The organism is Anianabacter salinae (assembly GCF_019061145.1).
Taxonomy (GTDB): Bacteria; Pseudomonadota; Alphaproteobacteria; order Rhodobacterales; family Rhodobacteraceae; genus Anianibacter; species Anianibacter salinarum.
In genome coordinates this window covers 37,730-63,526 of record NZ_JAHQZS010000005.1, presented here as the reverse complement: position 1 = coordinate 63,526, position 25,797 = coordinate 37,730, and the positions used below count along the sequence as shown (strand labels likewise).

The window sequence follows — 25,797 nt, the reverse complement described above, 5'->3', positions numbered from 1 at the left end:
CCGGGAATGCATCCTAGATACAGGTCATGTTCAGATTCCTGAAACGTGCTGGAACAGCATCAGACCCCAGAGAAGTCTGGCCCGTTCCTCAACCGGACGGGCCGCTTTATGCCGTCGGCGATATTCACGGACAGGCAGACCTTCTAGAGCGGATGATCGTCATGCTGGACGAAGACATGCGCGCGCGCGGGCTTGGCGCGGCACAGGTGGTTTTCCTTGGCGACTATATCGACAGGGGCGACAGGTCGGGTGACGTTCTGTTTCGGCTGATGGATCTTGCGGATCAGTTTCCGGACAACGTTGTCTGTCTTCGCGGAAACCACGAACAGATGATGCTGGATTTTCTGAACGATCCCGAAGGCAAAGGGCCGCGCTGGCTGCGCAATGGCGGGTTGCAGACCATGGCAAGCCTCGACGTGCCGGATGTGTCCGAGAGGATGGGACCCAACAGCTTGCGCGAGGCGGCTGCGACGTTGTCCCGGCGGCTGACCCCTGCGGGCGTCGCTTGGTTGAACGGCCTGCGGTTCAGCTATCTGTCGGGCAACGTCGCCTGCATTCACGCCGCCCTCGACCCGGACAAGGGGCTGAAGGCGCAGGATGATGACACCCTGATCTGGGGACACCCGCAGTTCGGGAAGAAAGATCGCGATGATGGATTGTGGGCCGTGCACGGGCACACTGTGGTCGATGATCCGGTCGCCCTGCGCGGCCGCGTCGCGGTGGATACTGGCGCCTATTTCTCTGGTCGCCTGACCGCTGCCGCGCTGTTCCCGGGCCAGCCGGCCCGGTTCATCACGGCGTCGCTCTAACGGCAGTTGCCCGGAAACACGGCTTCCGTTCTTCCCAGAAGACGATAGGCGACCAGCCCCGCCCATTCGCGGGTGGCCGTGGCAAGGTCCAGCCAATGCGGTGCAAGGTTCCAGGCCATGCGATGCCGGAACGCGCCGGTCCTGAAATCGACCGGGTAGGGGATCAACGCCCATCCTCCCGCGCAGAAGGTCCCGACGCTGCGCGGCATGTGAAACGCGCTTGTCACCAAAAGCCAGTCGCCCGTCGGCGCGCCGGTGGCGTCGATCAGGTTGCGGGCGTTCTGGGCGGTGTTGTTCGCCTCTGTGTCGATCGTGATCCGGTCAGGTGCAATTCCCGCAGAAACCAGCACGTCCCGCGCGACATCCGCCTCGGAGGGATAGAGCGCGTTTCGCCGCCATGTGCGTCCCGTCAAGAGAACACGGGCCTCGGGATAGCGGGTCGCCAGCCCGATGGCCGCGACGATCCGCTCGCCTGCGCCATTCAGGACAGGCTGGCCCCAGACATTGGACAGAGCAACGTCTTCGGGCCCGCCAAGCACCACGATGCCTGTCGGTGCCTCGGTCAGGACGGGCACGTTGAATCGCGTCTCGAGCGGACGCAGAAGAACGTCACCCACGGGGACATACCCGACCAGCACGACAAAGCCGAAGCATCCCGCGACCAGCAGGGCGGCGCTGCGGCGCCGGTTCCGCAAGATCGCGATCAGCGCGAGCAGCAGTACCCCCGCCAGCCAGGTTTCGGGGCGCACCAGAAGATGAACGATGTCGCTCGCCAGATCGTGGATCATCTATCGGTCATTCCTGTCAGCGAGGGCTGCACCGCCTATGCCTTGGTCTGTCCCAACTCGCAGACGATCCGCCATTCGTCATCCGTCACCGGCTGCACCGATAGCCTTGAATTGTTGACCAGCACCATTTCCTTGAGCCGCGCGTCACTCTTGCACATGTCCAGCGTCACCGGGCGGGTAAAGGGACGTATGGCCTTGATGTCGACGCACTCCCAGCGGTCGTCGTCCGTGCTGCTGTCGGGATGCGCTTCGGCGATGACCTCGGCGATGCCCACGACGGCCTTTTCGCTTTGGGAATGGTAGAAGAACCCCAGGTCGCCCAGTTTCATCTCGCGCATGAAGTTGCGGGCCTGGTAGTTGCGCACGCCGTCCCATTCCTCGCCCGCGTCGCCGCGCGCCACCTGATCGTCCCAGCTCCAGGTCGAGGGTTCGGATTTGAAAAGCCAGTAGGCCATGGTTGGGTCACTCCGCTTTGAGGGGCCGCGACAGCAGGCGGTCGATCGCATCGTCCACCGTTATATCGCCCTGGCAAAGCGCCGCCACCGCCTGCGTCACCGGCAGGTCCATGGACTGTCTGCGCGCCATGCCTGCAAGCGCGCTGGCGGTTGCGATGCCTTCTGTCGTCTCGGCCGCCTCGACGCTGCCTTGTGCGCCAAGGCGCAGGCCAAAGCGGTAGTTGCGCGATTTCTCGGAGGTGCAGGTCAGCGCCAGGTCGCCGAAGCCCGACAGACCCGCCAAGGTCTCGGCCTGCCCGCCCAGCGCCAGCGCGTGGCGTGTCATTTCGGCAAAGCCGCGCGTCATCAACGCGGCGCGGGCGCTTTCGCCAAGGCCCGCACCCATCGCCGTGCCGCAACCGATGGCGATGACGTTCTTCATCGCGCCGCCCAGCGCCACGCCGGTCAGATCGTCGCTGGTGTAGAGGCGCAGCGCAGGGGTGGACAGGCGTTCCTGAAGGGCGCGGGCGTCGCCCGTGACGGCAAGGGTCAGGGCGGTCGGCAGGCGCAGCGCGATGTCGGCGGCAAAGCTTGGCCCGGACAGCAGCGCAGGTGTGGCATCCGGCACCGCCTCGGCAAGGATCTCATGCGGCAGGCGCCCGGTGTTCAGGTCGATGCCCTTGCAGCAGGCGACCAGGATCTTGCCTTGCAAAAGCGCCGCCTCGCGGGTGGCGAACGTCGCAAGCTGTTGCATCGGCAGGGCCAGAAGCAAGGTCGAGGCGGATGCGGCGTGCCTCAGGTCTGCCGTGACCTTCACACTGGTCGGCAGCGTCGCCCCGGGCAGCCGAGGGCTTTCGCGCGTGGTGGCCACGTCCTCCATCGCTTGCGCATCCCGGCCCCAAAGCGTCACGTCCGCGCGCGCATGGCCCAGCGCGATCGCGAGTGCGGTGCCGAAAGCGCCAGCCCCCAGGATCGCAACGCCGCTCATGCCTTGGCCCCGCGTTTGCCGCTGCCCAGCATCGCGGGCGCCGCGTTGTCGAGCGGCCAGCGCGGCCGCGCGGCCAGCGTCATGCCGTCGTCGGCGGGACCAAGGCGCAGCCGTTCGATCCCGGCCCAGGCGATCATCGCGGCGTTGTCGGTGCACAGCGCAAGCGGCGGCGCGGTGAAACCGACACCGTGCTCGCTTGCAAGGCGCTGCAGGGCCGACCGGATCGCGCCGTTCGCCGCGACGCCGCCTGCAACCGCGATGGTCGGGGTCTTGGGCGTCTGCGCCAGATACAGCGCCAGCGCGCGGCGGGTCTTTTCTTCCAGCACATCGGCGACGGCGCGCTGAAACCCGGCGCAGAGATCGGCACGATCCACCTCGAACAGCCCGCCCTGCGCGGCGATCAGCTTGTCGCGTTCCCGCAGAAGCGCGGTCTTGAGCCCGGAAAAGGACATGTCGCAGCCCGGACGGTCGAGCAGCGGGCGCGGGAAGGCAAAGCGCGCCGCATCGCCAGCCCGCGCCGCCGCTTCGACGGCAGGGCCACCGGGCTGCGGCAGCCCCAGCAGCTTGGCGGTCTTGTCGAATGCCTCGCCCGGGGCGTCGTCGATGGTGCCGCCAAGGCGGGTGAAACGGTCCGGCGCATGGACGATCAGGAACTGGCAGTGCCCGCCCGACACCAGAAGCATCAGGTAGGGAAACGCCAGCCTGTCGGTCAGGCGCGGCGTTAGCGCATGGCCCGCAAGGTGGTTCACCCCGACCAGCGGCAACCCGGTTCCGGCGGCGATGCCCTTGGCGCACATCACGCCCGACAGAACCCCGCCGATCAGCCCCGGACCAGCCGTCACGGCGATGGCGTCGATGCCTGCAAGCGTCAGCCCCGCCTCGGCCAGCGCCTGCTCGACACACAGATCCAGCTTTTCGGCATGGGCGCGCGCCGCGATCTCGGGCACCACGCCGCCGAACGCCGCGTGCAGGTCGGTCTGGCTGGACACCACGTTCGACAGGATCTGCGGCGCGTCGCCATCACGCACCACGGCGGCGGCGGTGTCGTCGCAGCTGCTTTCGATGCCAAGGACGGTCAGCGGTCTGTCCATGCGCCTGCCTGTTGTGGGGGACGTGCGCGGGCGTTACCACCGGACCATGCCGCATACAACGCCGGACCCCTTGCGATGACCGACCTTCCCAGCGTGATCGTGACCCGGCCCGAACCCGGAGCGTCGGATTTCGCGGCGGCGTTGCAGTCGCGGATCGCCGGGGCGCAGATCGTCGTCTCGCCGGTTCTGGAGATCGTGTTTCACCAGCATCGGGGCGATCTGTCAGGTTGGGCGCTCTTGCTGTTCACCTCGGCGAATGCCGTGCGCGCGGTGGGGCCGCCCAGGCCCGGCACGCGCGCGCTTTGTGTCGGAGCCGCCACCACAGAGGCGGCGCGCGCTGCGGGCTTTGACGCGGCGATGGGCGGAGAGGATGCCGCCGGTCTGCTGGCTGCCATCCTGCAAGACCCGCCCTCGGGTCCGGTCCTGCACCTGCGCGGCGCCCATGCGCGGGGGGACATCGTTGGGGCACTGTCCCGTGCGGGGATCGCCGCCGAGGATCGCGTTGTCTATGACCAGCAGGAACGGCCTTTGAGTGCAGAGGCAATTGGCACGCTGTCGGGGCCTGCCCGCTGCGTGTTGCCCGTGTTCTCGCCGCGCACCGCGCTGCTTCTGTCGCGCCAGATGCCGGTCCCAGTCGCGCCAATAGACCTGATCGCGATAAGCGACGCGGTGCGCGGTGCATGGCAGGGGCCAGCGCCCCGGCGCCTGATTGTCGCGGATCGCCCTGACATGGCGGCGATGCTTGACGCCACTGCGGCGGCTTGTGCCGACGCTCTGCCTTGAGGCGCAGGCACGCGCGGACTAGGTTTGCAAAGGGCGCAGGCAATCCTCCGCGCCAAGTAGATTCGCAGCAGGGGACATTCGGTGGCGAAACGGACGACATCCGGCAAATCGACGGGCCCCCGTGCGGCCAAGCCGAAACCCGAGGACGAGGTGCAGGACACGTCCGCCGCCGTCGATTCTGGCGACAAGGACGTGGATGCGTCGGAGCCAAAGCCGGATATGGTCGACCCCGCGACGCCGGACGCCGCGCCCACGCCGGATGATGCCGGACAAGAGGAAACCGCGTCCAGCGGCATCCCCCCAATCCAGCGCAGCGAAACTGAGCCAGAGTCGCAGGGCGCAGACCCGGACGCGCCCCGGGAAACGGACGACGCACCGCGGGGCAGCGACCTACCGCCCGCGCCCGCGCAGGAGGGGGCGCCCAGACAATCCGCGCTGCCGATGGTCTTTGGCGGGATGGCCGCCGGTCTTGTCGGCGCGCTTCTGCTCTATGGCGCTGCGATCACCGGGCTTGTCGATCTTGGCAGCCGCGACACCGCCGCGCGCGTCGATGCGCTGGAGGCTGAAATCAGCGATCTGTCAGGCCGGATGGACAATCTGGCCGATACGGTGGCGAGTGTGAGCGACGAGGCCGGACAGATCGCTGAGGATCTGACCGCCTCCGCCGAGTCCCTGCGCGCCGACATCGCTGCCCTGACGCAGCGCCTCGAGGAGATCGAAGTGCAGCCGATCCCCGAGGCCGAGTTGCCGCAAGAGGTGGTGAACGCCTATGAGCGCCGGTTCGCGGACATGCAGGCGGGCCTTGACGCTCGCCTTTCCGAGATCGAAACGGCCGCCGATCGCGCCAGCGAGGTCGAGGCCGCCGCCGAGACCCGGGCGAACGCCGCTGCGGCCCGCGCCGCGCTGGCCGAGGTCAACGGAGCGTTGCAAAGTGGCGGTCCCTTCGCCGCACCGCTGGAGGAAATCGCGGAGCGCACCGATGCCGAGATCCCCGCGATCCTGTCGCAGACTGCGGCCGAGGGCATCCCGTCCGAGGCGGATATCGTAGAGGGTTTCCCGCCCGCTGCCCGCGCGGCGCTGGTTGCGTCGCTGGCGGCCCTGGCCGAAAGCGGCGAGATCGGCGGCCTTCAGGCGTTCATGCGCACGCAATTCGGCGCCCGTTCGCTTGAGCCGCAAGAGGGCGACGATCCCGACGCCGTCCTGTCGCGCGCCGAAGCTGCCGTGCGCGCGGGCGACATAGGCGGCGCCCTGACCGAGATCGAGGCTCTGCCCGATGCCGGGCAGGCCGAACTGGCGGCCTGGGCCGACATGGCCCGACTTCGCCGCGACGCGCTTGCCGCCGCCGACACCCTGTCGCCCGCCCTAAACGAAAGCTGAGGACGTTTCATGCTCTGGTCTCTCATCAAGATCGTCCTGTTTGTCGCGCTGATCGCCGCCGCGACCCTGGCCGCCGGGCGGCTATTGCAGATGGACGGCGGTATCCTGATCTCGTTCGGCGGGACGGAATACAGCCTTGGCGCCCTGCAGGCGGTCATTGCCCTGGCGCTGCTGATGCTGGCGCTCTGGCTGACGCTCAAGCTGGCCAGCTTCCTTGTCGCCTTCCTGCGGTTCCTGAACGGGGACGAGACGGCGATCACCCGCTATTTCGACCGCAACCGCGAGCGAAAGGGCTTCAAGGCGCTGGCCGACGGGCTGATGGCGCTGGCCTCGGGCGAAGGGCGCGAGGCGCTCTATCAGGCCTCCCGCGCCGAGAAATACCTGCGCCGCCCTGACCTGACGAACCTGATATCCGCGCAGGCCGCCGAGATGGCCGGAGACCGCAAGAAGGCGGAAGAGACCTACAAGGCGCTGCTCAAGGATGAACGCACCCGCTTTGTCGGAGTGCGCGGCATTCTCAAGCAGAAGCTGGCCGAGGGCGACACCGAAACGGCGCTGAAGCTGGCGGAAAAGGCCTTCGCGCTGAAGCCCCGGCATGAGGAAACCCAGGACACGCTGCTCAAGCTGCAGGCGGGAAACGAGGATTGGTCCGGTGCGCGCAAGACGCTGTCGGCCAAGCTCAAGCATGGCGCGCTGCCGCGTGACGTGTTCCGCCGCCGCGACGCGGTCCTGGCGCTGTCCGAGGCGAAAGAGGTCTTCGCCGATGGCAACACCATAGAGGCGCGCGAGGCCGCGATCGAGGCGAACCGCCTCTCGCCCGACCTGATCCCCGCCGCCGTCATGGCCGCGCGCGGCTACATCGAGGACGGCAAGCCGAAATACGCCAGCCGCCTCGTCCTGAAAGCATGGGAGGCGCAGCCGCACCCCGAGCTTGCTACCGCCTTTGCCGAGATCGCGCCCGCCGAAAGCGCCGTCGACCGGCTCAAGCGGTTCAAGCAGCTGACCAGGTATCACCCGGACCACCCAGAGACGAAGATGCTGCTGGCCGAGTTGAACATCGCCGCCGAGGATTTCCCCGCCGCGCGCAAGGCGCTGGGCGATCTGGCGACCGAAAGCCCGACGGCGCGGTCGCTGACGATCATGGCCGCCATCGAGCGCGGCGCCGGATCGGATGACGCCGTCGTGCGCGGCTGGCTGGCCAAGGCGCTGACCTCCAGCCGGGGGCCGCAGTGGGTCTGTGACAACTGCAACACCGTCAACGCCGCCTGGGCGCCGACCTGCTGCAACTGCGGCGCGCTCGATACGCTGTCCTGGCGGGTGCCGTCCGAAGGCACGGCGTCGCTGCCCGGCGGGTCAGAGATGCTTCCGCTGATCGTCGGGCAAAGCGGCGGCGCGGGCCTGCCCGCCGCCATAACCCCCGAGGTCATCGCCGCCGAGGCCGACCCCGCCGCGCCCGATCCCGCCGATGATACGGTGGAAGAAGCCGAAATCGTGCAGGTGGCAGACGGCGAGATCGTGATGGACGCCGCGCCGCGAAAAGACTGATTTAGGGGCTGGATGCCCCGTGGCGCCGGTGCTAAAGACGCCGCCACCCGTGCCGCTGTAGCTCAGCTGGTAGAGCACGTCATTCGTAATGATGGGGTCGGGGGTTCGAGTCCCTTCAGCGGCACCACGGGTCTTTCTTCAGCCGACGAATTCGCGGATCGCCTCCACTTCGGGCGTGGCGATCTCGTGGCCGCCGGGGTGCCAGAGCATCTGCGTCTCGCTGCCTTGCGCCTCGAACCAGGCGATCAGGGCCTGTGTCATCGGCGCGGGGCAGATCGGGTCGCGCTGGCCTGCGGTGATGAGCACGCGCGCCGAAGCCAGTCCCGGCTGATCCCCGGGGGTCCAGGGAATGAGCGGGTGCATCAGGATCAGGTCCGAGAAGATCTGCGGATGCTCGAAGGCCACCGAGGCGAGGATGTTCGCGCCGTTGGAATAGCCAAGGCCGATGACGCGCGGGGCACCCACCGCTGCAACCTTGCCCTTCAGGAACGCCGCCATCGCATCGGTCCGCCGTGCGAGGTCGTCCATGTCGTAGACGCCTTCGCCGGTGCGGCGGAAATAGCGGTTCGCCCCCATCTCGGACACGTCCCCGCGCGGCGAGATCACATGCGCGCCGGGGATCAGTTGCTCGGCGAAGGTGTGGAACTGGGTCTCGTCGCCGCCGGTGCCGTGGAAGGTGACGATGAGGGGGCCGCCTTCGGCCCCCTTCGTCTCACGCGTGATGTAGCTCATGGGCGTCAGTCCCTGATTGGTTCGAGGTATTTCTGTTCCAGCACGTCGCGCAGATGCGCATGCTGGCGCGGCAGTTTCAGCGCCTCGCCCAGATGCGCGGTGTCCTCGTCGCGGTCAAAGCCGGGTTCGTTGGTCGCCACCTCGAACAGAACGCCGCCGGGCGTGCGGAAGTAGATCGCCCAGAAATAGTCGCGGTCGATCACGGGTGTCACCTGGTATCCGGTGTCGGACAGCGCCTTGCGCACCTCCAGTTGCTTCGCACGGTTCTCGACGGCAAAGGCGATGTGGTGCACTGATCCAGCTCCCTGATCCGCAGGCTTGGCGCCGGGCAGGGTTTCCACGTCGATCACGTCGGCGCCATTGCCGTCCGGCACGCCGAAGCGGGTGACGTTGCCGTCGCGCGCGCGTTCCTTGTAGCCCATGAACTTCAGCAATTCCGCCGTCGCGCCGTCGTCCTTGAGCCGCATGGAGGCCGAGTGGAACCCCCGGATTGCCTCGTCCGCGCCGACACCGCCGCCGGTCCAGGGCGCGCGGTCGTCCTCGGTCTCGATCAGCGCGAACTCGTCGCCATCGGGGCCGGTGAACTCCAGCCGCGTCTCACCAAAGGCGGATGTGTCCTTGACCGCGATGTCGAAGGTCGCCAGCCGTTCACGCCAGAAGGGCAGGGTGCCCTTGGGCACGGCATAGCCGGTGATCCCGACCTCGCCGGTGCCGTGACGGCCGCGCTTGGCGCCGGGGAAGGGGAAATACGTCATCACCGAGCCGGGCGTACCGACCTCATCGCCGTAGTACAGGTGATAGACGTGCGGTGCGTCGAAGTTGACGGTCTTCTTGACCCGCCGCAGCCCCAGCACCTTGGTGAAGAAGTCGTTGTTGGATTGCGCCGCGCTTGCCAGCGAAGTGACGTGGTGCAAGCCTTGGATGTCCTTGATCATCGCTCTGTCTCCTTGGACCCGTATCGGGCCATCCCGTTGGTCCCTTGCGTCTTGTATGGTGATGTCGTTCTTTCAAACGCGAATGAAACAGGCATGCTGGCACGCATTCTGTGCAAGGCTGCACCAAATGGGCGGGCGATACCTGCCGAAACGCACACGAGGGGGGAGCCATGGACGCCGACTATATCGTCGTGGGCGCGGGATCGGCGGGCTGTGTTCTGGCCAACCGCCTGTCGCAGAAGGGCAGCGTGATCCTTCTAGAAGCGGGGGGGCGCGACAATTACCACTGGGTGCATATCCCCATCGGGTATCTCTACTGCATCGGCAATCCACGCACTGACTGGGGCTTTCGCACGGCCGCCGAACCGGGGCTGAACGGCCGCTCGCTGCTGTATCCGCGCGGACGCATCCTTGGGGGGTGTTCGTCAATCAACGGGATGCTCTACCTGCGCGGGCAGGCGGCGGACTATGACCACTGGCGGCAATTGGGCAACGCGGGCTGGGGCTGGGACGACGTTTTGCCCTATTTCCTGAAGTCCGAGGATTACGTCGAAGGCACCAGCGACTGGCACGGATCGGGCGGCGAATGGCGGGTCGAGAACCAGCGCCTGCGCTGGGATATCCTTGATACCTGGATGGAGGCGGCGGTGCAGGCGGGCATTCCGCGCACCACCGATTTCAACACCGGCGACAACGAGGGTGTCGGCTATTTCCGCGTCAACCAGCGCAACGGCTGGCGGTGGAACACGTCAAAGGCGTTCCTGAGACCGGCGCTGGACCGGGTGCGCGTGGAAACCCATGCGCAGGCAGAGCGGCTGCTGTTCGATGGTGCAAGGGCTGTCGGTGTGCGCGTGCGCCAGAACGGCGCCGTGCGGGATTTTCGCGCCGGGCGCGAGGTGATCCTGTCGGCGGGCGCCATCGGCTCACCGCACTTGCTGCAACTGTCGGGCATCGGTGCGCCCGAACACCTGAGATCGCATGGCATCGACGTCGTCCATGCCCAACCGCAGATCGGCGAGAACCTGCAGGACCACCTGCAACTGCGCTGCGCCTACCGGGTCACCGGCACGCGCACGCTCAACACCATGACGCAGACATTGTTCGGCAAGGCGAAGATCGCGGCGGAATATGCGCTGCGGCGCACCGGCCCGATGTCGATGGCGCCGTCGCAACTAGGCGCCTTTGCGCGGTCCGGGCCGGACGTGGCGACGGCGGATCTGGAATACCACGTCCAGCCGCTGTCGCTTGAGGCGTTCGGAGGCGATCTGGATGCCTTCGACGCGATCACGGCCAGCGTGTGCAACCTGCGCCCCGAAAGCCGGGGCCATGTGCGGCTGACATCGAGCGATCCGCGCGCCCACCCCGAGATCAGCCCCAACTATCTGTCGGCCGAAAAGGACCGCCGCGTCGCCGCAGAGGCGATCCGCCTGACTCGCCGCATCATGGACCAGCCCGCGCTGGCGCCGCACCGCCCGGTCGAGGTCAAGCCCGGTCCCGACATCGAAAGCGACGAGGCGCTGATGCAGGCCGCAGGCGCGATCGGCACGACGATCTTCCATCCCGTCGGCACCGTGCGCATGGGAACGGACGAGACCGCGCCGCTGGACCCCCAGCTGCGCCTGCGGGGGATTGCCGGGCTGCGCGTCGCCGACGCCAGCGTCATGCCGACGATCACCAGCGGCAACACGAACTCTCCCACGATCATGATCGCGGAAAAGGCTGCCGACATGATCCTTGCCTCCCGGTAGCGCGGATTTGAGGGGTTAAGCCCGTGTTCACGCCGCAGTCCTAGAAAAGGTGCGGGGACTTGGGAACGAGGTGGTGGGATGTCCGCGCAATCGAACGCGCCGGTCATCATCAAACGCAAGAAGATCGTAGCAGGCGGCGGGCACCATGGCGGGGCCTGGAAAGTCGCCTATGCGGACTTCGTGACGGCGATGATGGCCTTCTTCATGTTGATGTGGCTGCTGAACGCCACGACCGAGAAGCAGCGCAAGGGCATCGCGGATTATTTCAATCCGACGATCCCGGTGAACCGCATCTCTGGCGGGGGCGAAGGGTCGTTCGGCGGCACGAACATCTTTTCCGAACAGGTGCTTGCGCAGAACGGCACCGGGGCAAGCCTCAACAAGCCGACCGAAGAGAACCAGGCGCGCGGGGCGATGGGCGTCGATGCGTCATCCGACCCAGAGACTGCCGCGGGCGAGACGGACGCAGCCATGATGGAACGGATCGACGCGGTGCTGACGGGTAAGGCAGGCGAAAGCATGGTCAGCCGGGACATGCAGCGCCACATCGTGACCCGCGTCACCGACGAAGGGCTGATCGTCGAGTTGTTCGACGTGCCCGGCGTGCCCCTGTTCACGGACCCCGGGGATGCGCCGGAACCGATGTTGGGTGCGGTCGTTACGGTGATCGCGGCTCTGTTCGCGTCCACCGCGAACCAGATTGCGGTCGAAGGGCACCTGCAGTCTGTGCCCATCGTCCGCGCCGCCCCCGACCGCTGGACGCGTTCTACCCAGAGGGCGGACACGGTGCGCCAACTGCTCGAGGCGGAAGGCACGCGCCCGGCACGCATCGCGCGTGTCACGGGTCATGCCGACCGTGCGCCGGTCGCTGCCAACGCCATGGCCGCGCGGAACAACCGGATCGAGATCATCCTGCTGCGCAGGAACCGCTCCTGACGGGAGAGGGGAGATTTTCACGCCAGGATCACTAGGGCAAGATCGCTAGGATTGTCGTCATTAGGCGCGCGTTAAGCGCGGCGCCGTAGCTCTGGGGAACTCGACCGGATTCTGCAGCAGAAAGGCGCAGCCATGACAATTTCCTCCTCGCTTGCCGCAGGGGTCGCGGGCCTGAATTCCAACGCGACCCGGCTGGCTACGATTTCCGACAACATCGCCAACTCCTCGACCTATGGTTACAAGCGGGCGCAGGCGGATTTTCATTCCCTCGTCATCGCAGGCGGCGGCGGATCGTCCTATTCCGCCGGGGGCGTGCGCGCCTCGACAATGCGGATGATCGACGACCGCGGCCCGCTGATTTCCACATCGAATCCCACCGATCTTGCCATAGGCGGGCGCGGCATGCTGCCGGTGACCACCGCTGTCGCCGTCAAGAACGCCAACGGAAACCTGCCGCTGCAATTGATGACCACCGGATCTTTCCGTCCCGATGACACCGGCATGTTGGTGAACGAAACCGGCCAGGTGCTTCTGGGCTGGCCTGCCAATGTCGACGGTTCGCTGCCGGTCTATCCGCGCGATACAATCGCCGGGCTGGAACCGGTGCGCGTCAGTGTGAACCAGTTTGCAGGCGATCCGACGACGCGGATGACGCTGGGCGTGAACCTGCCCGCGACCGAGACCGAGGCGGGCGCTTCGGGCAGCGCGCAGGGCCTGTCGATCGAATATTTCGGCAACATGGGCACTTCGGAAACGCTCGACATCTCTTTCACGCCGACGATCCCGCTGACGGGCAGCTCGAACCTGTGGACGATGACGGTCCGTGACAGCGCCGCGAATGACGCGGTGGTGGGTGAATTCACGCTGGAATTCGACGATGCACGCGGCTCGGGCGGGACGCTCAAGGATGTGCAGGTGATTTCGGGGGGGCCCTATGACGCGCTGACCGGCCAGATCACGCTGGCCGCCACCGGTGGCCCGATCGACCTGAGCATCGGCACCTACGGCGATCCCAACGGGCTGACCCAGCTGTCCGACAGCTTTGCCCCCGTCGCCATCGAAAAGAACGGCTCGCCCGTCGGCAACCTGACCTCGGTCGAGGTGGACGCGAACGGCTATCTGCACGCGATCTACGATGTCGGGTTCACCCGCACGATCTATCAGATCCCGCTGGTCGACGTGCCCAATCCCAACGGTCTGGTGGCGCTGAACAACCAGGCCTATGAGGTGTCGCCGGAAAGCGGTCCGTTCTTCCTGTGGGATGCGGGCGATGGCCCGACCGGCGAATTGATCGGCTTCTCGCGCGAGGAAAGTTCGACCGATGTCGCGGCGGAACTAACGCAGCTGATCCAGACGCAGCGCGCCTATTCGTCCAACGCCAAAGTGATCCAGACCGTCGCGTTGTCCTTGGCGGTGGCGATCGACTTGCCCGTCGAAATCTCGTTCTGGGTCTTAGACAGGTCGGTGTTGATCCCCTTGAGCGTTTGCAGGGCGACCATTGCGCTGGTGTTCGTCAGAATGCTGGACATGGGTGTTCCTTTCGTCCGTCAGCGGGTTCGACCGCCGCGTGTTGTTGCCCGGCTTGGGCGATCAGTCCGGTCCTTCTGACCCCGCGCGGCAATCCCGCGTGCCGCCCCTGTGGAGCGCCGGTGGAGAATTGCCGGGCCGCCCTAAGGATTTCCTAAGTGGCCCTGCCAAAACCCGGCTGATTTGAGGCGATTTGTCCTATGCCCTGCGGGCGAGGGTTCCGGGCGGGGCCGAAATCTCGCGCGCGGTGCCTGCCGCATCGTAGGTCCGCAGCGACGGCGGGCGCGACAGGGCGGCAAGCCGGGCGCGGGCGCGTGCAATCCCCGTCTGTGCCGCCCCCAGAAGCCGCGCGGAGTCTGCCGCCGCCTGCCGTGCCGCGTTCAGATCATCGGCCCCGGCCCCGGTAATCGCCGCCAGCGCAAGCTGCTTTTCGTTCGCCAGACGGTCCAGCGCGTCAAGCTGCCCGGCAAGGATCGCGCTGTGTTCGCGCGCGCAGATCTCGATGAAGCGCGCCGCGCTCATCCCGGCGGCTCTGCATTGCTGCGTGCGACGAGGCTGCGAAAGATGACTTCGGCCAAACCGATCCCGCCCGCCTGAACCAGCGTGTCCGCCTGGGCATTACGCAACAGAGAGGCGAACTGGTCTTCGCCCGCGCCGCCGCCAAAGGCTGAAGGCACCGCACCCAGACCGGCGTCCTTGAGCATGGCTGAAAGGAACTGCGATTCGACCTGCCTGGCGACATCCATCAGACGCGCCTCTTGCGCCGTGTGCGGGGTGGCCCGTGCGCCGGGTTCGGTTGAAGGTGAAATCATCAAGGTGTCCTCTCGAGGCCATCTTTGACGTGCGGCGGTAAAGATGTGGTAACGAGGGTCGGTCATGGTGCCGGCATGATCGCACCTGTCCCCGATACCCTTCTTGTCTTCGCGCCGCCCCAGGTTGCCGGGCCCGGCCCGGACGATGCCCCTCTGGACGGGGCCGAATCGTTTGCCGCGCTGATCGACATTGCGGGGCCGACGGGCGCACTGGCCGCGCAGATAGCGGCTGTCCTGCCCGCCTCGGCCTTGTTGCGCCGCGCTCCGTTTCCTTCGGAAGGCGCTATGCCAGAGGGCGACGTCTCTGCGCAGGGGGTGTATTCGCTCGAAGTCTCTGCGCCGGACATCCAATTCTCCGGAATCGACGTGCCCGGCCCTGTCGTCCCCTCGCACCCGGCCATCCCAACTGTGGAGAGTGTCGCCAGACCCGCCGTTTTCCCCGATGTGCCGCCCGTCGCGGACGCGATCGACAATCTCCGCCCCGCCACGACCGATAGGAATCTGGCTGAGCTGACGGCACCGCCATCGCCGGACAAGCGGGCGACCGAGAGCACGAACGTCATGGTGTCAGCTGAAATCCCTGCGGGCGATGTCCAGCATGTCGCAAGCGGTGCGGCTATCGCTCCGATCGCGGAACCCACCTTTCTAGGCGCCCACGAATCGAAACTCCTCCTGTCGCAGCAAACGCCGTCGCAGACGCCGCCCGAGGCTGGCGCCACTCGCGGGGCCACCGCGGAGGGTCCGGCTGCCCCCTTGCATGCCGAGAAGATCAGCTCGGGCGCGCCGCCCGCCCTCTCCTATGTCCCGCCATCACCGCTGCCTGTTGCGACGCGTCATTTGATCGAAGCCATCAGCGCCCCACTAAATCCAGCGCCGCCATGGTCGATGCTGTCCCCGCAGACCCTCGGCACATCAGGGCAGCCCGCCGTGGATGCCGTCACGCTGACAGGTCAATCGGGCGCCGCGCCCATGCCCACGATCGCGCCGCCACCCGCGACGGGCACGGCAGGGCCGCCCAAACCCTGGCGCGATGCCTCGCCGCTGGTCGCGCCGTCACAAGACGTGTTCCCATTGTCGAATGTTGGCCCAGCCCCGGTTGATGTGCCGAAGGGCGTGCCAATGGGCACATGGCCTTCGGATCACCTGCAGCCTCAGGACAGTCCGGTTGCACAGACGGTGAGGGCCGAGGGCATGCCCCTGCCGAGTTCCGGGGCCGGGCCGGTTCCGCTGGCGTCCAATGTGGCCCTGGGCGCACCTTCTGATGCCTTGCCCCAAGCCAATCCTGACGGCGTCCGGGGCGCCTTGCCGAACGCGGCGGTTCCTGCGCCGGGTAGGCCTGCAGCCGAGATTGTGGCCGTTTCCGCCGATCCCCGGCAGCACGGCATGTCCGCATACAGCCCGGCAGGCGCGACCTTTGTTGCCCCGCCTGCACAGTCCTCCGCCTCCGATCCGGCCCCTGCCGCCGAAATTGCCTTCCTTCCATCGGGCGCCGAATCGGGTGCTGCCGCCCTGCCGCCGCCAGCGGGCCCAGAGGTCAGTCGTGCCGCCCCCGCCCTTGCATCAGCCCCGCAGCAACCCCCCGCCGCGCCGCCGGTGCATCAGATTGTAGCGGCTGTTCTGGCCGATCCCGGCGCAGGCCGCATCGAAATTGCACTGCAGCCCGAGGAACTTGGCCGCATCGACATCGTCCTGCACCAGGCCGGGGACGAGTTGCGCGTTCACATCCAGGCCCAGCGCGACGACACCGCGTCTTTGTTGCGCCGCAACCAGTCAGAGCTTTTGGCGGACCTGCGACTGGCGGGATACGGCGACGTCTCTCTCAGCTTCGGCTCCGATCCGGCGCCCGACCGGCAGGCCGCGCGTCATGGTCCCACCGCCCATGCCGGGAACGACAGCACAGCCCAGGCGCATGCCGCGCCTGCAGAACAAAGGCGCGGCATGCCTGCGCCGGACCGACTCAACATTCGCCTTTAGGACCCATGAGATGACAGATATTGCGATTTCCCCGACCCCGACCACCGTAGCCTCGACCAGTGCGACCAGTGCGACCAGTACCGACCAGGCCGCCAGCCCTGCCATCACGTCAGATTTCGATACGTTCCTGAAGATGCTGACGGTCCAGATGCAGAACCAGGACCCGCTGAACCCGATCCAGTCAGAGGATTTCGCGGTGCAGCTTGCGACCTTTTCGGGGGTCGAGCAGCAAGTGCGCACCAACGATCTTTTGGCTGCGATGCAGACGGGGCTGGGCGGCGCAGGCGTCGCGGGATACGCCGACTGGATTGGGCGAGAGGCCCGCGTCGAGGGCACGGTTCAGCTGAACGGAACGCCCGTCACGCTGGAGGCCGATCCGCCCGCCGCCACAAGCCGCAGCGTTCTTGTCGCCCAGCTGGATGGACGAGACGTGGCACGGATCGAGCTTGGACGTATCGACGGGCCGTTCGAATGGTCCGGCACGGACGCTACCGGCGGTGCGCTGCTGCCAGGCGAGTATCAGATATCTGTGGAGCACTACGCAGGCGACGCGCTTTTGAACACCGCGCCCGTCGCAAGCTACCTGCGTATCGCCGAGGCGCGAAGCGGGACGAATGGCGTCACGCTGGTGACCGATTCCGGCCTGTCGCTTGCTCCATCCACGATCACGGGCTTGCGCGCAGAGCGTTGAGAGCCTTGCCAACCGCGGATGCAACGCGCATGGATTCGCGGATGAGCGCGCCCCAGTCCAGCCCCGAAACTCCGCTTCCTCCTTGGCTTGAACAGGCGCTTGCCCGCGCCGGTCTGGCCGCACGCGGCTGGACGCCGCTTGCGGGCGGGCGGGTCAACCGGTGCTGGCGGTCGGGCGAGGTTGTGGCAAAGCTCTTTGCCGCCGATGGCAAGACGCCGCTCTTTCGGAACGATCCCGATGCGGAATGGTTGGCGCTTGAACATTTCGCGCCGCTGGGGCTTGCACCCGAACCGCTTGCGCGCGGGCGCACGGCGGGGCGGTCCTGGATCGCGATGCGCGCCGTCGATGGACCCCCGGCAGAGGATCATGCGGCTATCGCCGTGCTGCGCCGCATCCATGACGCGCGCCCCGGCGCGCCCTGGCCGACGCTGACCCCCGACGTGCTGGAATCGCAATGCTACGCCATGCTGCGCGATCTTCCGGTGTCAGAGGCAGACCGCTTGCGGCAGGCGCGGCCTGACATGGCATTTCCGGACGGACCGGCCGCAACACTGCACGGCGATCCCGTCACCTCGAACATCCTTTCGGACCGGGCCGCGCCTGTCGCGATCGACTGGCAATGCCCGTGCTACGGCGATCCTTGCGTCGATCTGTCGGTGTTCCTGTCGCCCGCGATGCGCAGTCTCTACGGTGGCTCTGTCCCAAGGCCCGGCGATGTCGGCGACTGGATGGCGGCCTATGGCGTGTTGGAGACTGCGGCGCGGTATCGCAGGTTCGCGCCTGTCCTGCACTGGCGGCTTGCGATCTACTGCGCCTGGATGGGCGCGCGCGGCTGGACCGGCTATGCCGAAGCGGGCGCGCTGGAACGCGCGCCGATCACCGTGACCTAGATCAGGCTTCCGGCCCAGATCGACAGGCCGACGACCGCGCCGCCGGTCAGCATCCACCCCAGCGGCACCCATGGGCTGCGCCGGGGTGGTTCAGGGTTCGTGCCCTGCCGGATCAACGCCGCCTCGGCGAGGCGCGGCAGCTTGGGTCCGAACCGTGCCAGCACCCGCGCGGTGCGTGCCAGATCACGGGCAAGCGCGCGCGGGCCGATGTTTTCCTTGATGTAGTCCTCGACGATGGGCTGCGCGACCTTCCAGATGTTGATCTGCGGGTTGAGAGAGCGCGCGACGCCCTCGACCACCACCATGGTGCGCTGCAACAGGATCAATTCGGTGCGGGTTTCCATGCCGAAGCGTTCCGTCACCTCGAACAGGTAGCTCAGCAGCCGGGCCATCGACACCTGCGTCGCGTCCAGCCCGAAGATCGGCTCTCCCACGGCACGCAGGGCGCGGGCGAATTCGTCGATGTCGCGGTCTGCCGGAACATACCCGGCCTCGAAATGCACCTCGGCGACGCGGCGGTAATCCTTGCGGATGAACCCGAACAGGATCTCGGCGTAGACGCGCCGGGTGTATTCGTCGAGCCGCCCCATGATCCCGAAGTCCAGCGCGATGATGTCGCCGTTGCCTGCGATCTTGAGGTTGCCTTGGTGCATGTCGGCGTGGAAATAGCCGTCGCGCAGCGCGTGGTTCAGGAACAGTTGCAGCACCCGCTCGCCAAGGATGCGGCGGTCGTGCCCGGCGGCGTCGATGGCCGGAACGTCGCCCGCGTTGATTCCCTCGGCCCAGCCCAGCGTCATGACACGGCGCGAGGACAGGAACCATTCGACCTTTGGCACCTGGAACCCGGCGTCCTTGGCGGTGTTCGCGGCGAACTCGGCGGCGGCAGAGGCTTCGAGCCGAAGGTCAAGCTCGCCCGTGACGACGCCGTCGAAATGCTTGATGACATCGGACGGCCGAAGCCGCCGGGCCGAGGGGGCAAGCCACTCGATCAGCGTCGCGGCAAGATAGAAGGCGTCGACGTCCTTGCGAAACGCGCGCTCGATCTTCGGGCGCAGCACCTTGACGGCCACCTGCCGCCCGCTGTCCTTCAGCCGTGCCTTGTGCACCTGCGCGATCGAGGCGGCGGCGACGGGCTCGGACAACTCCGAGAACATCGTCTGCCACGGTTGGTCCAGCTCGCGCTCGATCATCCGCTTGGCCTCATCCAGCGGAAACGGCGGCAGTTTGTCCTGAAGCACGCGCAGCTGCATAGCCAGTTCCTCGCCCACCACATCGGGGCGGGTCGACAGGATCTGGCCGAACTTGATGTAGGCGGGGCCAAGCGCGGTCAGCGCCCGCGTCACCGGCGGCTGTGCGGGATCGCCCGGATAGCCCAGCCAGGCGAACGGCCAGCCGAGAATGCGCGCGGCGATGCGCAGCGACTTCGGCGCCTGGAAGGCATCCAGCACCACGCGCATGGCGCCGGTCCTCTCAAGCGTCGCGCCGGTCTGGACCAGCCGCCAGATGTTGTGCGGACCCCTCAAATCTTCCAGCCCGAGTGCAGCGCGGCGATGCCCATGGACAGGTTGCGATACTTCACCTGCTCAAAGCCGGCCTCCCGCACCATGCCCGCAAAGGTGTCCTGATCGGGAAACTGGCGGATCGATTCGACGAGGTATTGATAACTGTCGCGGTCGCCCGCGAAGGCCTGGCCCATGCGCGGGATCACGTTGTAGGAATAGCGGTCATAGGCCCATTGCATCGCGGGCACGGGAAGCTGGCTGAATTCCAGCACCATCAGGCGGCCGCCGGGCTTCAGAACGCGGAACGCCTCGTTCAGCGCCTCTTGCGGGCGGGTCACGTTCCGGATGCCGAAGCTGATCGTGTAGACGTCGAAGCTGGCGGCCTCGAAGGGCAGGGCCATCGCATCGCCGACGACCCAGTCCAGCCGGTCGGCCATGCTTTCGGCCTCGGCGCGCTTGCGGCCCGAGACCAGCATCGATTCGGTCATGTCGCAGACGACCGCGCTGGCGCCCGGCGCGCGCGTGAGGAAGCGAAAGGCGATGTCGCCGGTGCCGCCCGCCACGTCCAGCAGCCGCTGACCGGAACGCGGCGCAAGCCAGTCCATCATCGCGTCTTTCCACAGGCGGTGAATGCCGACCGACATCACGTCGTTCATCACGTCATAGCGGGATGCGACCGAGGTAAAGACGCCGTGGACCCGGCCCGCCTTTTCATCCTCGGGGATCGTCTGGTTCCCGAAATGCGTGGTTTTCTGGCTGTCGTCGGTCATCGGCCTCTTGCGCCCCTTCGAAACTCATCCTTCTTATAGGCGGCCCGGGACGGGTTACAATCGCGCCGCCCGGACAAGAGGGGTTCAAGTGCCTGAATTGCCGGAAGTCGAGACAGTCCGTCGCGGGCTGGTCCCCGTGATGGAGGGTCGCGTGATCGAACGGGCGGACGTGAATCGCCCCGATCTGCGCTGGCCCCTGCCCGAGCGGATGGCCGATCGGTTGACTGGCAGGCGGGTGCTGCGGCTGGGGCGGCGGTCGAAATACATCCTCGCCGATCTCGACAGTGGCGAGACGCTGATCGTGCATCTGGGCATGTCGGGGCGGATGCTGATTTCGGGCAATCGGGTCGGCGCCTTCCACCACGACCACCCGGCCGCGGCGAAACATGACCATGTGGTGTTTCACATGGCGGGCGGGGCGCGTGTCACCTTCAACGACGCCCGGCGCTTCGGTGCGATGGACCTTTGCCCCACAAGCCGCACCGAGGATCATTGGCTGATCGCCGGGATCGGGCCGGAACCCTTGGGCAACGGGTTCGACGAGGATTACCTCGCCGCCCGCCTGCAGGGCCGCAACACGCCGATCAAGGCGGCGCTTCTGGATCAGCGCATGATCGCGGGGCTGGGCAACATCTACGTCTGCGAGGCATTGTTCCGCGCGGGGATCTCGCCATTGCGCAAGGCGGGGCGCATCTCTGACAAGCGCGTGCGCACGCTGGTGCCGGTGATCCGCACGGTGCTGGCCGAAGCGATCGAGGCAGGCGGATCGTCGTTGCGCGATTACCGCCAGGCAGACGGCGAACTTGGTTATTTCCAGCACTCGTTCAGCGTCTATGGCCGTGAAGGCGGCCCTTGCGTCACCCCGGGCTGCACGCAGTCGATACGCCGCGTGGTGCAATCGGGACGCTCTTCGTTCTATTGCCCGGACTGCCAAAGATAACTTGAACACCGACCGCCGGGTGGTATGGACTCGGGCCTATTGGCAACCGAACAGGCAGTACCGATGGCCTACAAGACGATCATCGTCGAGATCGACGACCACGTCGCCCTGATCCGGCTCAACCGTCCCGACGCCCTGAACGCGCTGAACTCCGAGTTGCTCGGGGAACTGGCGCAGGCCCTGCGCGACGCCGACCAGAACGAAAAGGTGCGCTGCATCGTTCTTACCGGGTCGGAAAAGGCATTCGCCGCCGGGGCCGACATCTCGGAAATGGCGGGGAAAAGCTTTGTCGACATGTTCGGCCAGGATTTCTTTACCGCTGACAGCGAGGCGATCCTGCGCGTGCGCAAGCCGATCATCGCGGCAGTGTCCGGCTATGCGCTGGGCGGCGGGTGCGAGCTTGCGATGATGTGCGATTTCATCATCGCGTCGGAAAGCGCCAAGTTCGGCCAGCCCGAGATCAACCTTGGCGTCGTGGCCGGGATGGGCGGCAGCCAGCGGCTGACGCGCTTTGTCGGCAAGGCCAAGTCGATGGACATGAACCTGACCGGCCGCTTCATGGACGCCGAAGAGGCGGAACGATCGGGGCTGGTCAGCCGCGTCGTTCCCACCAAGAAGCTGATGGAAGAAACGATGGCGGCGGCGCAGAAGGTTGCCGAAAAGTCGATGCTGACCGTCATGGCCGTGAAGGAAGCGGTGAACCGCAGCTACGAGACCACGCTGCGCGAGGGCGTCCTGTTCGAGCGGCGACTGTTCCATTCGCTGTTCGCGACCGAGGACCAGAAGGAAGGCATGAGCGCCTTCCTCGACAAGCGCGAGGCGCAGTTCCGCGACAAGTGACGCGAAGGGGCGGGTATTCCGCCCTTTCCAAACCCTGCCGCCTGGTCTATAGGCCACGGCCATACATGCGCGTGAGGCCCGCCTTGGCCAGAGCAACCCGGTTCAGAACCCGGGGTCGGGTCTTCCCGCGTTCACCCTATTTGTGACGACCCGACAGACGAAAGAGAACGCACATGGCAAATACCCCCCAGTCCAAGAAACGCGCCCGCCAGAACGAGGCGCGCTATGCCGTCAACAAGGCGCGCCGGTCGCGCATCCGCACCTACCTGCGCAAGGTCGAAGAGGCGCTGGCCTCCGGCGACGCGGAAGCGGCAAAGACCGCCCTGCGCGATGCGCAGCCCGAACTGATGCGCGGCGTGACCAAGGGCATCGTCCACAAGAACACTGCGGCGCGGAAGATTTCCCGCCTGTCGTCGCGCGTCAAAGCGCTCGGCTGAACGAATCTCAACCTTTGTTGGGCTAGAGGGCGCGCCGCTTGCGGCGCGCTTTTGTCATCGGGGTGTTGCATTTCCGACGCTCTGGCTAGCCGGAACAAGGGATTACGCGAAGCCCCCACAGAAAGCGGCATCCAAGACGGTCCAGCCGCGTTGCGACTCGAGCGCGGAGATTGCTAGCTTTGTCTTCGCAATGAATCGCTTACTGGGGGGCAGAGGCCGACCGACGCCACACGGATGCCCGGACCCGTCAGGGACCGAGGGGGGGCGCACCGGAAGGCCACCGCGTTGCATGTCATGGCTGCCCATGACCCGCAGCGTATCCGACCGCATTTCCACGCGGGCCGGATCTGTCCAATGACACGGCGAGACGCGAAGACGACTGATCCGAAGTAGGGACACTTCGAGAGACTGCCAGCCGTTTTCCGCGTCTCCCAAGCAAACAAAAGCCGATCCGTCCGCCGTGTGCTTGGTGGAACCGGAACCCGTAACTTTTGTGTCCCCGTACGAGATTCTGCGCGCAGGTCGCTGGCCGTTTCGGCCGTAACGAAAACAGAATCGACGGGTCACGGACGCAAATGACGAACGACATCTGGGGGCAAGTTAAGAGTGAGCTGCAAGGCACCGTTGGAGAACACAACTACAAGAACTGGATCGCGCCGGTCGATTTTCTGACGACGGAAGACAACGTCGCGATCCTGTCGGTTCCCACCACGTTTCTCGGCAACTGGGTCGCGCGGAATTATTCCGACCGCATCCTGGAAGGCTTTCGCGCCCGCGGCGCCGACGTGACCCGCGTCGATTTCCGCCTTGGCGCCGATGTCGCCCCTGCCTCCGCCACCGAACTCGAGGCGCCCCGCTCGCGGACCATCCTGTCGCGCTCCGAACTGTCGTCCTACGACGAGGCGGACATGCCCGGCGCGCCGCTGGACCCGCGCTTTACCTTCGACAGCTTCGTCGTGGGCAAGCCGAACCAGCTGGCTCATGCGGCGGCCAAGCGCGTTGCCGAAGGCAACTCGGTCACGTTCAACCCGCTGTTCCTTTATGGCGGCGTGGGCCTTGGCAAGACGCACCTGATGCACGCCATCGCGCACGAGCTGCAGACGCGCCGCCCCGATCTGCGGGTCGTCTACATCTCTGCCGAGCGCTTCATGTACCAGTTCATCCAGGCGCTGCGCGACAAGAGCATGATGGATTTCAAGCAGCTGTTCCGCTCGGTGGACGTGCTGATGGTCGACGATGTCCAGTTCATCGCGGGCAAGGACAGCACGCAGGAAGAATTCTTCCACACGTTCAACACGCTGGTGGACCGTCACAAGCAGATCATCATTTCCGCCGACCGCGCGCCGGGCGAGATCAAGGACCTCGAAGACCGCATCAAGTCGCGGCTTCAGTGCGGCCTCGTGGTCGACCTGCACCCCACCGACTATGAACTGCGCCTCGGCATCCTGCAGCAGAAGGTCGACCAGTATCGCGCGCAGTATCCGGGTCTTGTGCTTCAGGACGGCGTTCTGGAATTCCTCGCCCACCGCATCTCGACCAACGTGCGGGTGCTGGAAGGCGCGCTGATGCGGCTTTTCGCCTTCGCCTCGCTCGTCGGGCGCGAGATCAACCTAGACCTGACGCAGGAATGCCTGACCGACATCCTGAAATCCTCGGACCGCAAGGTCACCGTCGAGGAAATCCAGCGCAAAGTGGCCGAGCATTTCAATATCCGGCTGTCCGATCTGGTCGGCCCCAAGCGGGTGCGCACCATCGCGCGGCCCCGGCAGATCGCCATGTGGCTGTGCAAGCGGCTGACCTCGCGGTCGCTGCCCGACATCGGGCGCCGGTTCGGCAACCGTGATCACACCACCGTCATGCACGGCGTCAAGAAGATCGAGGAACTCAAGTCCATCGACAGCCAGATCGCCGAAGACGTGGAACTTCTGCGCCGCGCTCTGGAAGCGTAACTCGGGCCTCCCCTTGACGCTATGGGGAAACCGACAGACAGTCCGGAAAATTCTTGTGCTGCCGGGTGGAACGGGTAAGTTTCATGCCCCGGCAGGGCGCAGGGGACGATTAGGGACAGGGTTATGAAAATCAGCATCGAGCGCAGCGCGCTTCTTCGTGCGGTTGGCCAGGCGCAATCGGTCGTCGAGCGTCGCAACACCATCCCGATCCTCGCCAACGTCCTGATCGAGGCGGATGGTGACAGCGCGAGTTTCCGGGCGACCGACCTCGACATCGAGGTGATCGACAAGATCAACGCGCAGGTGATCCGCGCGGGTGCCACCACGGTGTCGGCGGTGATGCTGCATGACATCGTGCGCAAGCTGCCCGACGGGGCGCTGGTGGAGCTCAGCGACGACGGCGCGTCGGGGCGGCTGACGGTGCAGGCCGGGCGGGCGCATTTCCAGCTGGCCACCCTGCCCAAGGAAGATTTCCCGGTGATGGCGTCGTCGGAATACGCGTCGAACTTCTCGGCGCCGGCGGGCATGCTGCGCCGCCTGTTCGACAAGTCGCGTTTTGCCATCTCGACCGAAGAGACGCGCTACTACCTCAACGGTGTCTACATGCACGTCTCGGACGCCGAGGGTGGCAAGGTGCTGCGCTGCGTCGCGACGGACGGTCACCGGCTGGCGCGGATCGACGCGGCGCTCCCCGTTGGCGCCGACGACATGCCGGGCGTGATCGTGCCGCGCAAGACCGTGACCGAGTTGCGCAAGCTTCTGGACGACGACGACGCCAAGATCGCTGTGTCGGTGTCCGAGACCAAGGTGCGGTTCGCCACGCCCGAGATCATGCTGACGTCAAAGGTGATCGACGGCACCTTCCCCGACTACACCCGCGTGATACCAACCGGAAACACCAAGAAGCTGGAAGTCGACGCGCAGGAATTCGCGCAGGCCGTGGACCGCGTGGCGACCGTGTCGTCCGAGCGCAGCCGCGCCGTGAAGATGCAGCTTGATGAAGACCGTCTGATCCTGTCGGTCAACGCCCCCGACAGCGGCAACGCGGAGGAAGAACTGGCCGTGGCCTATGGCGACGAGAAGCTGGAAATCGGGTTCAACGCGAAATACCTGCTGGAGATCGCCAGCCAGGTGGACCGCGAGAACGCGGTGTTCCTGTTCAACTCCTCCGGCGATCCCACGCTGATGCGCGAAGGCAACGACACCTCGGCGGTCTACGTCGTCATGCCCATGCGGGTGTGACGGTGCCAGGGGGCAAGGCCGGGGGGGCGCTGCCCCCCCGGACCCCCCCGGAGTACT

At 66.4% G+C, this 25,797-nt stretch carries 25 protein-coding genes and 1 tRNA gene; 16 read left to right on the top strand and 10 right to left on the bottom strand.

The window, feature by feature from the left end; genetic code table 11:
• The first annotated feature begins 26 nt into the window (after nucleotides 1–26).
• Entirely contained in the window at nucleotides 27–809 is a 783-nt protein-coding gene (locus tag KTJ87_RS13765; protein WP_267139718.1) for a metallophosphoesterase family protein, read from the top strand.
• Here the strand turns inward: KTJ87_RS13765 and KTJ87_RS13760 are convergent.
• Genes KTJ87_RS13760 through tsaD form a run of 4 tightly spaced genes read right to left on the bottom strand, consistent with a single transcriptional unit; the run spans nucleotide 806 to nucleotide 4,110 of the window.
• Nucleotides 806–1,597 carry a YdcF family protein gene (locus KTJ87_RS13760; RefSeq protein ID WP_267139717.1) on the bottom strand — a complete coding sequence of 264 codons (792 nt, stop codon included), beginning with the start codon at nucleotides 1,595–1,597 and terminating at the stop codon, nucleotides 806–808. The genes KTJ87_RS13765 and KTJ87_RS13760 overlap by 4 nt on opposite strands.
• Before the next feature lie 35 nt (nucleotides 1,598–1,632).
• Complete coding sequence (locus KTJ87_RS13755; RefSeq protein WP_267139716.1) at nucleotides 1,633–2,052, bottom strand: EVE domain-containing protein; 420 nt, start codon at nucleotides 2,050–2,052, stop codon at nucleotides 1,633–1,635.
• A 7-nt stretch (nucleotides 2,053–2,059) separates the two neighbouring features.
• Complete coding sequence (locus KTJ87_RS13750; RefSeq protein ID WP_267139715.1) at nucleotides 2,060–3,019, bottom strand: NAD(P)H-dependent glycerol-3-phosphate dehydrogenase; 960 nt, start codon at nucleotides 3,017–3,019, stop codon at nucleotides 2,060–2,062.
• Complete coding sequence (gene tsaD / locus KTJ87_RS13745; RefSeq protein WP_267139714.1) at nucleotides 3,016–4,110, bottom strand: tRNA (adenosine(37)-N6)-threonylcarbamoyltransferase complex transferase subunit TsaD; 1,095 nt, start codon at nucleotides 4,108–4,110, stop codon at nucleotides 3,016–3,018. The genes KTJ87_RS13750 and tsaD overlap by 4 nt, the downstream gene beginning before the upstream one ends.
• 75 nt (nucleotides 4,111–4,185) lie before the next feature.
• Here tsaD and KTJ87_RS13740 point away from each other — a divergent pair, with 75 nt between their 5' ends.
• The 4 genes from KTJ87_RS13740 (at nucleotide 4,186) to KTJ87_RS13725 (ending at nucleotide 7,942) form a co-directional block, all read left to right on the top strand.
• The gene (locus tag KTJ87_RS13740) at nucleotides 4,186–4,893 is read left to right on the top strand and encodes a uroporphyrinogen-III synthase (protein WP_267139713.1); all 708 of its coding nucleotides are present in this window, start codon (nucleotides 4,186–4,188) and stop codon (nucleotides 4,891–4,893) included.
• A gap of 81 nt (nucleotides 4,894–4,974) precedes the next feature.
• The gene (locus tag KTJ87_RS13735; protein ID WP_267139712.1) at nucleotides 4,975–6,270 is read left to right on the top strand and encodes a COG4223 family protein; all 1,296 of its coding nucleotides are present in this window, start codon (nucleotides 4,975–4,977) and stop codon (nucleotides 6,268–6,270) included.
• A 9-nt stretch (nucleotides 6,271–6,279) separates the two neighbouring features.
• A complete protein-coding gene (locus tag KTJ87_RS13730) occupies nucleotides 6,280–7,815 on the top strand; it encodes a heme biosynthesis protein HemY (RefSeq protein ID WP_267139711.1) in 1,536 nt (511 codons plus the stop codon).
• Between the two features lie 51 nt (nucleotides 7,816–7,866).
• Nucleotides 7,867–7,942, top strand: a tRNA-Thr gene (locus tag KTJ87_RS13725).
• Nucleotides 7,943–7,953: 11 nt separating this feature from the next.
• Here KTJ87_RS13725 and KTJ87_RS13720 read toward each other — a convergent pair.
• Both KTJ87_RS13720 and KTJ87_RS13715 read right to left on the bottom strand, forming a co-directional pair.
• Entirely contained in the window at nucleotides 7,954–8,547 is a 594-nt protein-coding gene (locus KTJ87_RS13720) for an alpha/beta hydrolase (protein WP_267139710.1), read from the bottom strand.
• A gap of 5 nt (nucleotides 8,548–8,552) precedes the next feature.
• Nucleotides 8,553–9,482: a VOC family protein gene (locus KTJ87_RS13715; RefSeq protein WP_267139709.1), complete on the bottom strand. Its 930-nt coding sequence runs from the start codon at nucleotides 9,480–9,482 to the stop codon at nucleotides 8,553–8,555.
• Between the two features lie 170 nt (nucleotides 9,483–9,652).
• Between KTJ87_RS13715 and KTJ87_RS13710 the strand changes: the two genes are divergently transcribed.
• From KTJ87_RS13710 to KTJ87_RS13700, 3 genes are all read left to right on the top strand, one after another.
• Nucleotides 9,653–11,230 (top strand): GMC family oxidoreductase, encoded by a 1,578-nt coding sequence (locus KTJ87_RS13710; RefSeq protein WP_267139708.1) that lies wholly within the window; start codon nucleotides 9,653–9,655, stop codon nucleotides 11,228–11,230.
• Between the two features lie 78 nt (nucleotides 11,231–11,308).
• Nucleotides 11,309–12,166, top strand: a complete 858-nt coding sequence (locus KTJ87_RS13705) for a flagellar motor protein MotB (RefSeq protein ID WP_267139707.1) — start codon at nucleotides 11,309–11,311, stop codon at nucleotides 12,164–12,166.
• A gap of 132 nt (nucleotides 12,167–12,298) precedes the next feature.
• Nucleotides 12,299–13,774, top strand: a complete 1,476-nt coding sequence (locus KTJ87_RS13700; RefSeq protein WP_456061971.1) for a flagellar hook protein FlgE — start codon at nucleotides 12,299–12,301, stop codon at nucleotides 13,772–13,774.
• Between the two features lie 117 nt (nucleotides 13,775–13,891).
• Here KTJ87_RS13700 and KTJ87_RS13690 read toward each other — a convergent pair whose 3' ends face one another.
• Together KTJ87_RS13690 and KTJ87_RS13685 are read right to left on the bottom strand one after the other, a co-directional pair.
• The gene (locus KTJ87_RS13690) at nucleotides 13,892–14,215 is read right to left on the bottom strand and encodes a hypothetical protein (RefSeq protein ID WP_267139706.1); all 324 of its coding nucleotides are present in this window, start codon (nucleotides 14,213–14,215) and stop codon (nucleotides 13,892–13,894) included.
• Nucleotides 14,212–14,505, bottom strand: a complete 294-nt coding sequence (locus KTJ87_RS13685) for a rod-binding protein (RefSeq protein ID WP_267139705.1) — start codon at nucleotides 14,503–14,505, stop codon at nucleotides 14,212–14,214. Before KTJ87_RS13685 ends, KTJ87_RS13690 begins: the two co-directional genes overlap by 4 nt.
• Nucleotides 14,506–14,529: 24 nt before the next feature.
• Here KTJ87_RS13685 and KTJ87_RS13680 point away from each other — a divergent pair, with 24 nt between their 5' ends.
• Genes KTJ87_RS13680 through KTJ87_RS13670 form a run of 3 tightly spaced genes read left to right on the top strand, consistent with a single transcriptional unit; the run spans nucleotide 14,530 to nucleotide 18,060 of the window.
• Nucleotides 14,530–16,479 (top strand): flagellar hook-length control protein FliK, encoded by a 1,950-nt coding sequence (locus KTJ87_RS13680; protein WP_267139704.1) that lies wholly within the window; start codon nucleotides 14,530–14,532, stop codon nucleotides 16,477–16,479.
• 10 nt (nucleotides 16,480–16,489) lie between these two features.
• Nucleotides 16,490–17,170 (top strand): flagellar hook capping FlgD N-terminal domain-containing protein, encoded by a 681-nt coding sequence (locus tag KTJ87_RS13675; protein WP_267139703.1) that lies wholly within the window; start codon nucleotides 16,490–16,492, stop codon nucleotides 17,168–17,170.
• Nucleotides 17,171–17,211: 41 nt separating this feature from the next.
• Complete coding sequence (locus KTJ87_RS13670) at nucleotides 17,212–18,060, top strand: phosphotransferase family protein (RefSeq protein ID WP_267139702.1); 849 nt, start codon at nucleotides 17,212–17,214, stop codon at nucleotides 18,058–18,060.
• Here the strand turns inward: KTJ87_RS13670 and ubiB are convergent.
• On the bottom strand, nucleotides 18,057–19,583 hold the full coding sequence (gene ubiB / locus KTJ87_RS13665; RefSeq protein ID WP_267139701.1) for a 2-polyprenylphenol 6-hydroxylase: 1,527 nt from the start codon (nucleotides 19,581–19,583) through the stop codon (nucleotides 18,057–18,059). The genes KTJ87_RS13670 and ubiB overlap by 4 nt on opposite strands.
• Nucleotides 19,580–20,332 carry a bifunctional demethylmenaquinone methyltransferase/2-methoxy-6-polyprenyl-1,4-benzoquinol methylase UbiE gene (ubiE, locus tag KTJ87_RS13660; protein ID WP_267139700.1) on the bottom strand — a complete coding sequence of 251 codons (753 nt, stop codon included), beginning with the start codon at nucleotides 20,330–20,332 and terminating at the stop codon, nucleotides 19,580–19,582. Before ubiE ends, ubiB begins: the two co-directional genes overlap by 4 nt.
• Nucleotides 20,333–20,420: 88 nt before the next feature.
• Between ubiE and mutM the strand changes: the two genes are divergently transcribed.
• From mutM to dnaN, 5 genes are all read left to right on the top strand, one after another.
• Nucleotides 20,421–21,272, top strand: a complete 852-nt coding sequence (gene mutM / locus KTJ87_RS13655; protein ID WP_267139699.1) for a bifunctional DNA-formamidopyrimidine glycosylase/DNA-(apurinic or apyrimidinic site) lyase — start codon at nucleotides 20,421–20,423, stop codon at nucleotides 21,270–21,272.
• A gap of 63 nt (nucleotides 21,273–21,335) precedes the next feature.
• Nucleotides 21,336–22,112, top strand: a complete 777-nt coding sequence (locus KTJ87_RS13650) for an enoyl-CoA hydratase (protein WP_267139698.1) — start codon at nucleotides 21,336–21,338, stop codon at nucleotides 22,110–22,112.
• A 173-nt stretch (nucleotides 22,113–22,285) separates the two neighbouring features.
• Nucleotides 22,286–22,549, top strand: coding sequence for a 30S ribosomal protein S20 (rpsT, locus tag KTJ87_RS13645; RefSeq protein WP_267139697.1), 264 nt, complete (start codon nucleotides 22,286–22,288; stop codon nucleotides 22,547–22,549).
• 575 nt (nucleotides 22,550–23,124) lie between these two features.
• Complete coding sequence (gene dnaA / locus KTJ87_RS13640; RefSeq protein WP_267139696.1) at nucleotides 23,125–24,498, top strand: chromosomal replication initiator protein DnaA; 1,374 nt, start codon at nucleotides 23,125–23,127, stop codon at nucleotides 24,496–24,498.
• Nucleotides 24,499–24,621: 123 nt separating this feature from the next.
• The gene (gene dnaN, locus KTJ87_RS13635) at nucleotides 24,622–25,740 is read left to right on the top strand and encodes a DNA polymerase III subunit beta (protein ID WP_267139695.1); all 1,119 of its coding nucleotides are present in this window, start codon (nucleotides 24,622–24,624) and stop codon (nucleotides 25,738–25,740) included.
• The last annotated feature ends 57 nt before the right edge of the window (nucleotides 25,741–25,797 follow it).

Excerpts from the sequence above, each read along its gene's own strand:
- KTJ87_RS13705 (WP_267139707.1), top strand. The coding sequence starts at position 11,309 with ATGTCCGCGCAATCGAACGCGCCGGTCATCATCAAACGCAAGAAGATC.
- dnaN (WP_267139695.1), top strand. The coding sequence starts at position 24,622 with ATGAAAATCAGCATCGAGCGCAGCGCGCTTCTTCGTGCGGTTGGCCAG.
- KTJ87_RS13715 (WP_267139709.1), bottom strand. The coding sequence starts at position 9,482 with ATGATCAAGGACATCCAAGGCTTGCACCACGTCACTTCGCTGGCAAGC.
- rpsT (WP_267139697.1), top strand. The coding sequence starts at position 22,286 with ATGGCAAATACCCCCCAGTCCAAGAAACGCGCCCGCCAGAACGAGGCG.
- KTJ87_RS13740 (WP_267139713.1), top strand. The coding sequence starts at position 4,186 with ATGACCGACCTTCCCAGCGTGATCGTGACCCGGCCCGAACCCGGAGCG.
- KTJ87_RS13750 (WP_267139715.1), bottom strand. The coding sequence starts at position 3,019 with ATGAGCGGCGTTGCGATCCTGGGGGCTGGCGCTTTCGGCACCGCACTC.
- dnaA (WP_267139696.1), top strand. The coding sequence starts at position 23,125 with ATGACGAACGACATCTGGGGGCAAGTTAAGAGTGAGCTGCAAGGCACC.
- KTJ87_RS13700 (WP_456061971.1), top strand. The coding sequence starts at position 12,299 with ATGACAATTTCCTCCTCGCTTGCCGCAGGGGTCGCGGGCCTGAATTCC.
- KTJ87_RS13675 (WP_267139703.1), top strand. The coding sequence starts at position 16,490 with ATGACAGATATTGCGATTTCCCCGACCCCGACCACCGTAGCCTCGACC.
- KTJ87_RS13650 (WP_267139698.1), top strand. The coding sequence starts at position 21,336 with ATGGCCTACAAGACGATCATCGTCGAGATCGACGACCACGTCGCCCTG.
- KTJ87_RS13765 (WP_267139718.1), top strand. The coding sequence starts at position 27 with ATGTTCAGATTCCTGAAACGTGCTGGAACAGCATCAGACCCCAGAGAA.
- KTJ87_RS13710 (WP_267139708.1), top strand. The coding sequence starts at position 9,653 with ATGGACGCCGACTATATCGTCGTGGGCGCGGGATCGGCGGGCTGTGTT.
- KTJ87_RS13690 (WP_267139706.1), bottom strand. The coding sequence starts at position 14,215 with ATGAGCGCGGCGCGCTTCATCGAGATCTGCGCGCGCGAACACAGCGCG.
- ubiE (WP_267139700.1), bottom strand. The coding sequence starts at position 20,332 with ATGACCGACGACAGCCAGAAAACCACGCATTTCGGGAACCAGACGATC.
- KTJ87_RS13685 (WP_267139705.1), bottom strand. The coding sequence starts at position 14,505 with ATGATTTCACCTTCAACCGAACCCGGCGCACGGGCCACCCCGCACACG.
- KTJ87_RS13730 (WP_267139711.1), top strand. The coding sequence starts at position 6,280 with ATGCTCTGGTCTCTCATCAAGATCGTCCTGTTTGTCGCGCTGATCGCC.
- KTJ87_RS13720 (WP_267139710.1), bottom strand. The coding sequence starts at position 8,547 with ATGAGCTACATCACGCGTGAGACGAAGGGGGCCGAAGGCGGCCCCCTC.
- KTJ87_RS13755 (WP_267139716.1), bottom strand. The coding sequence starts at position 2,052 with ATGGCCTACTGGCTTTTCAAATCCGAACCCTCGACCTGGAGCTGGGAC.
- KTJ87_RS13760 (WP_267139717.1), bottom strand. The coding sequence starts at position 1,597 with ATGATCCACGATCTGGCGAGCGACATCGTTCATCTTCTGGTGCGCCCC.
- tsaD (WP_267139714.1), bottom strand. The coding sequence starts at position 4,110 with ATGGACAGACCGCTGACCGTCCTTGGCATCGAAAGCAGCTGCGACGAC.
- KTJ87_RS13670 (WP_267139702.1), top strand. The coding sequence starts at position 17,212 with ATGAGCGCGCCCCAGTCCAGCCCCGAAACTCCGCTTCCTCCTTGGCTT.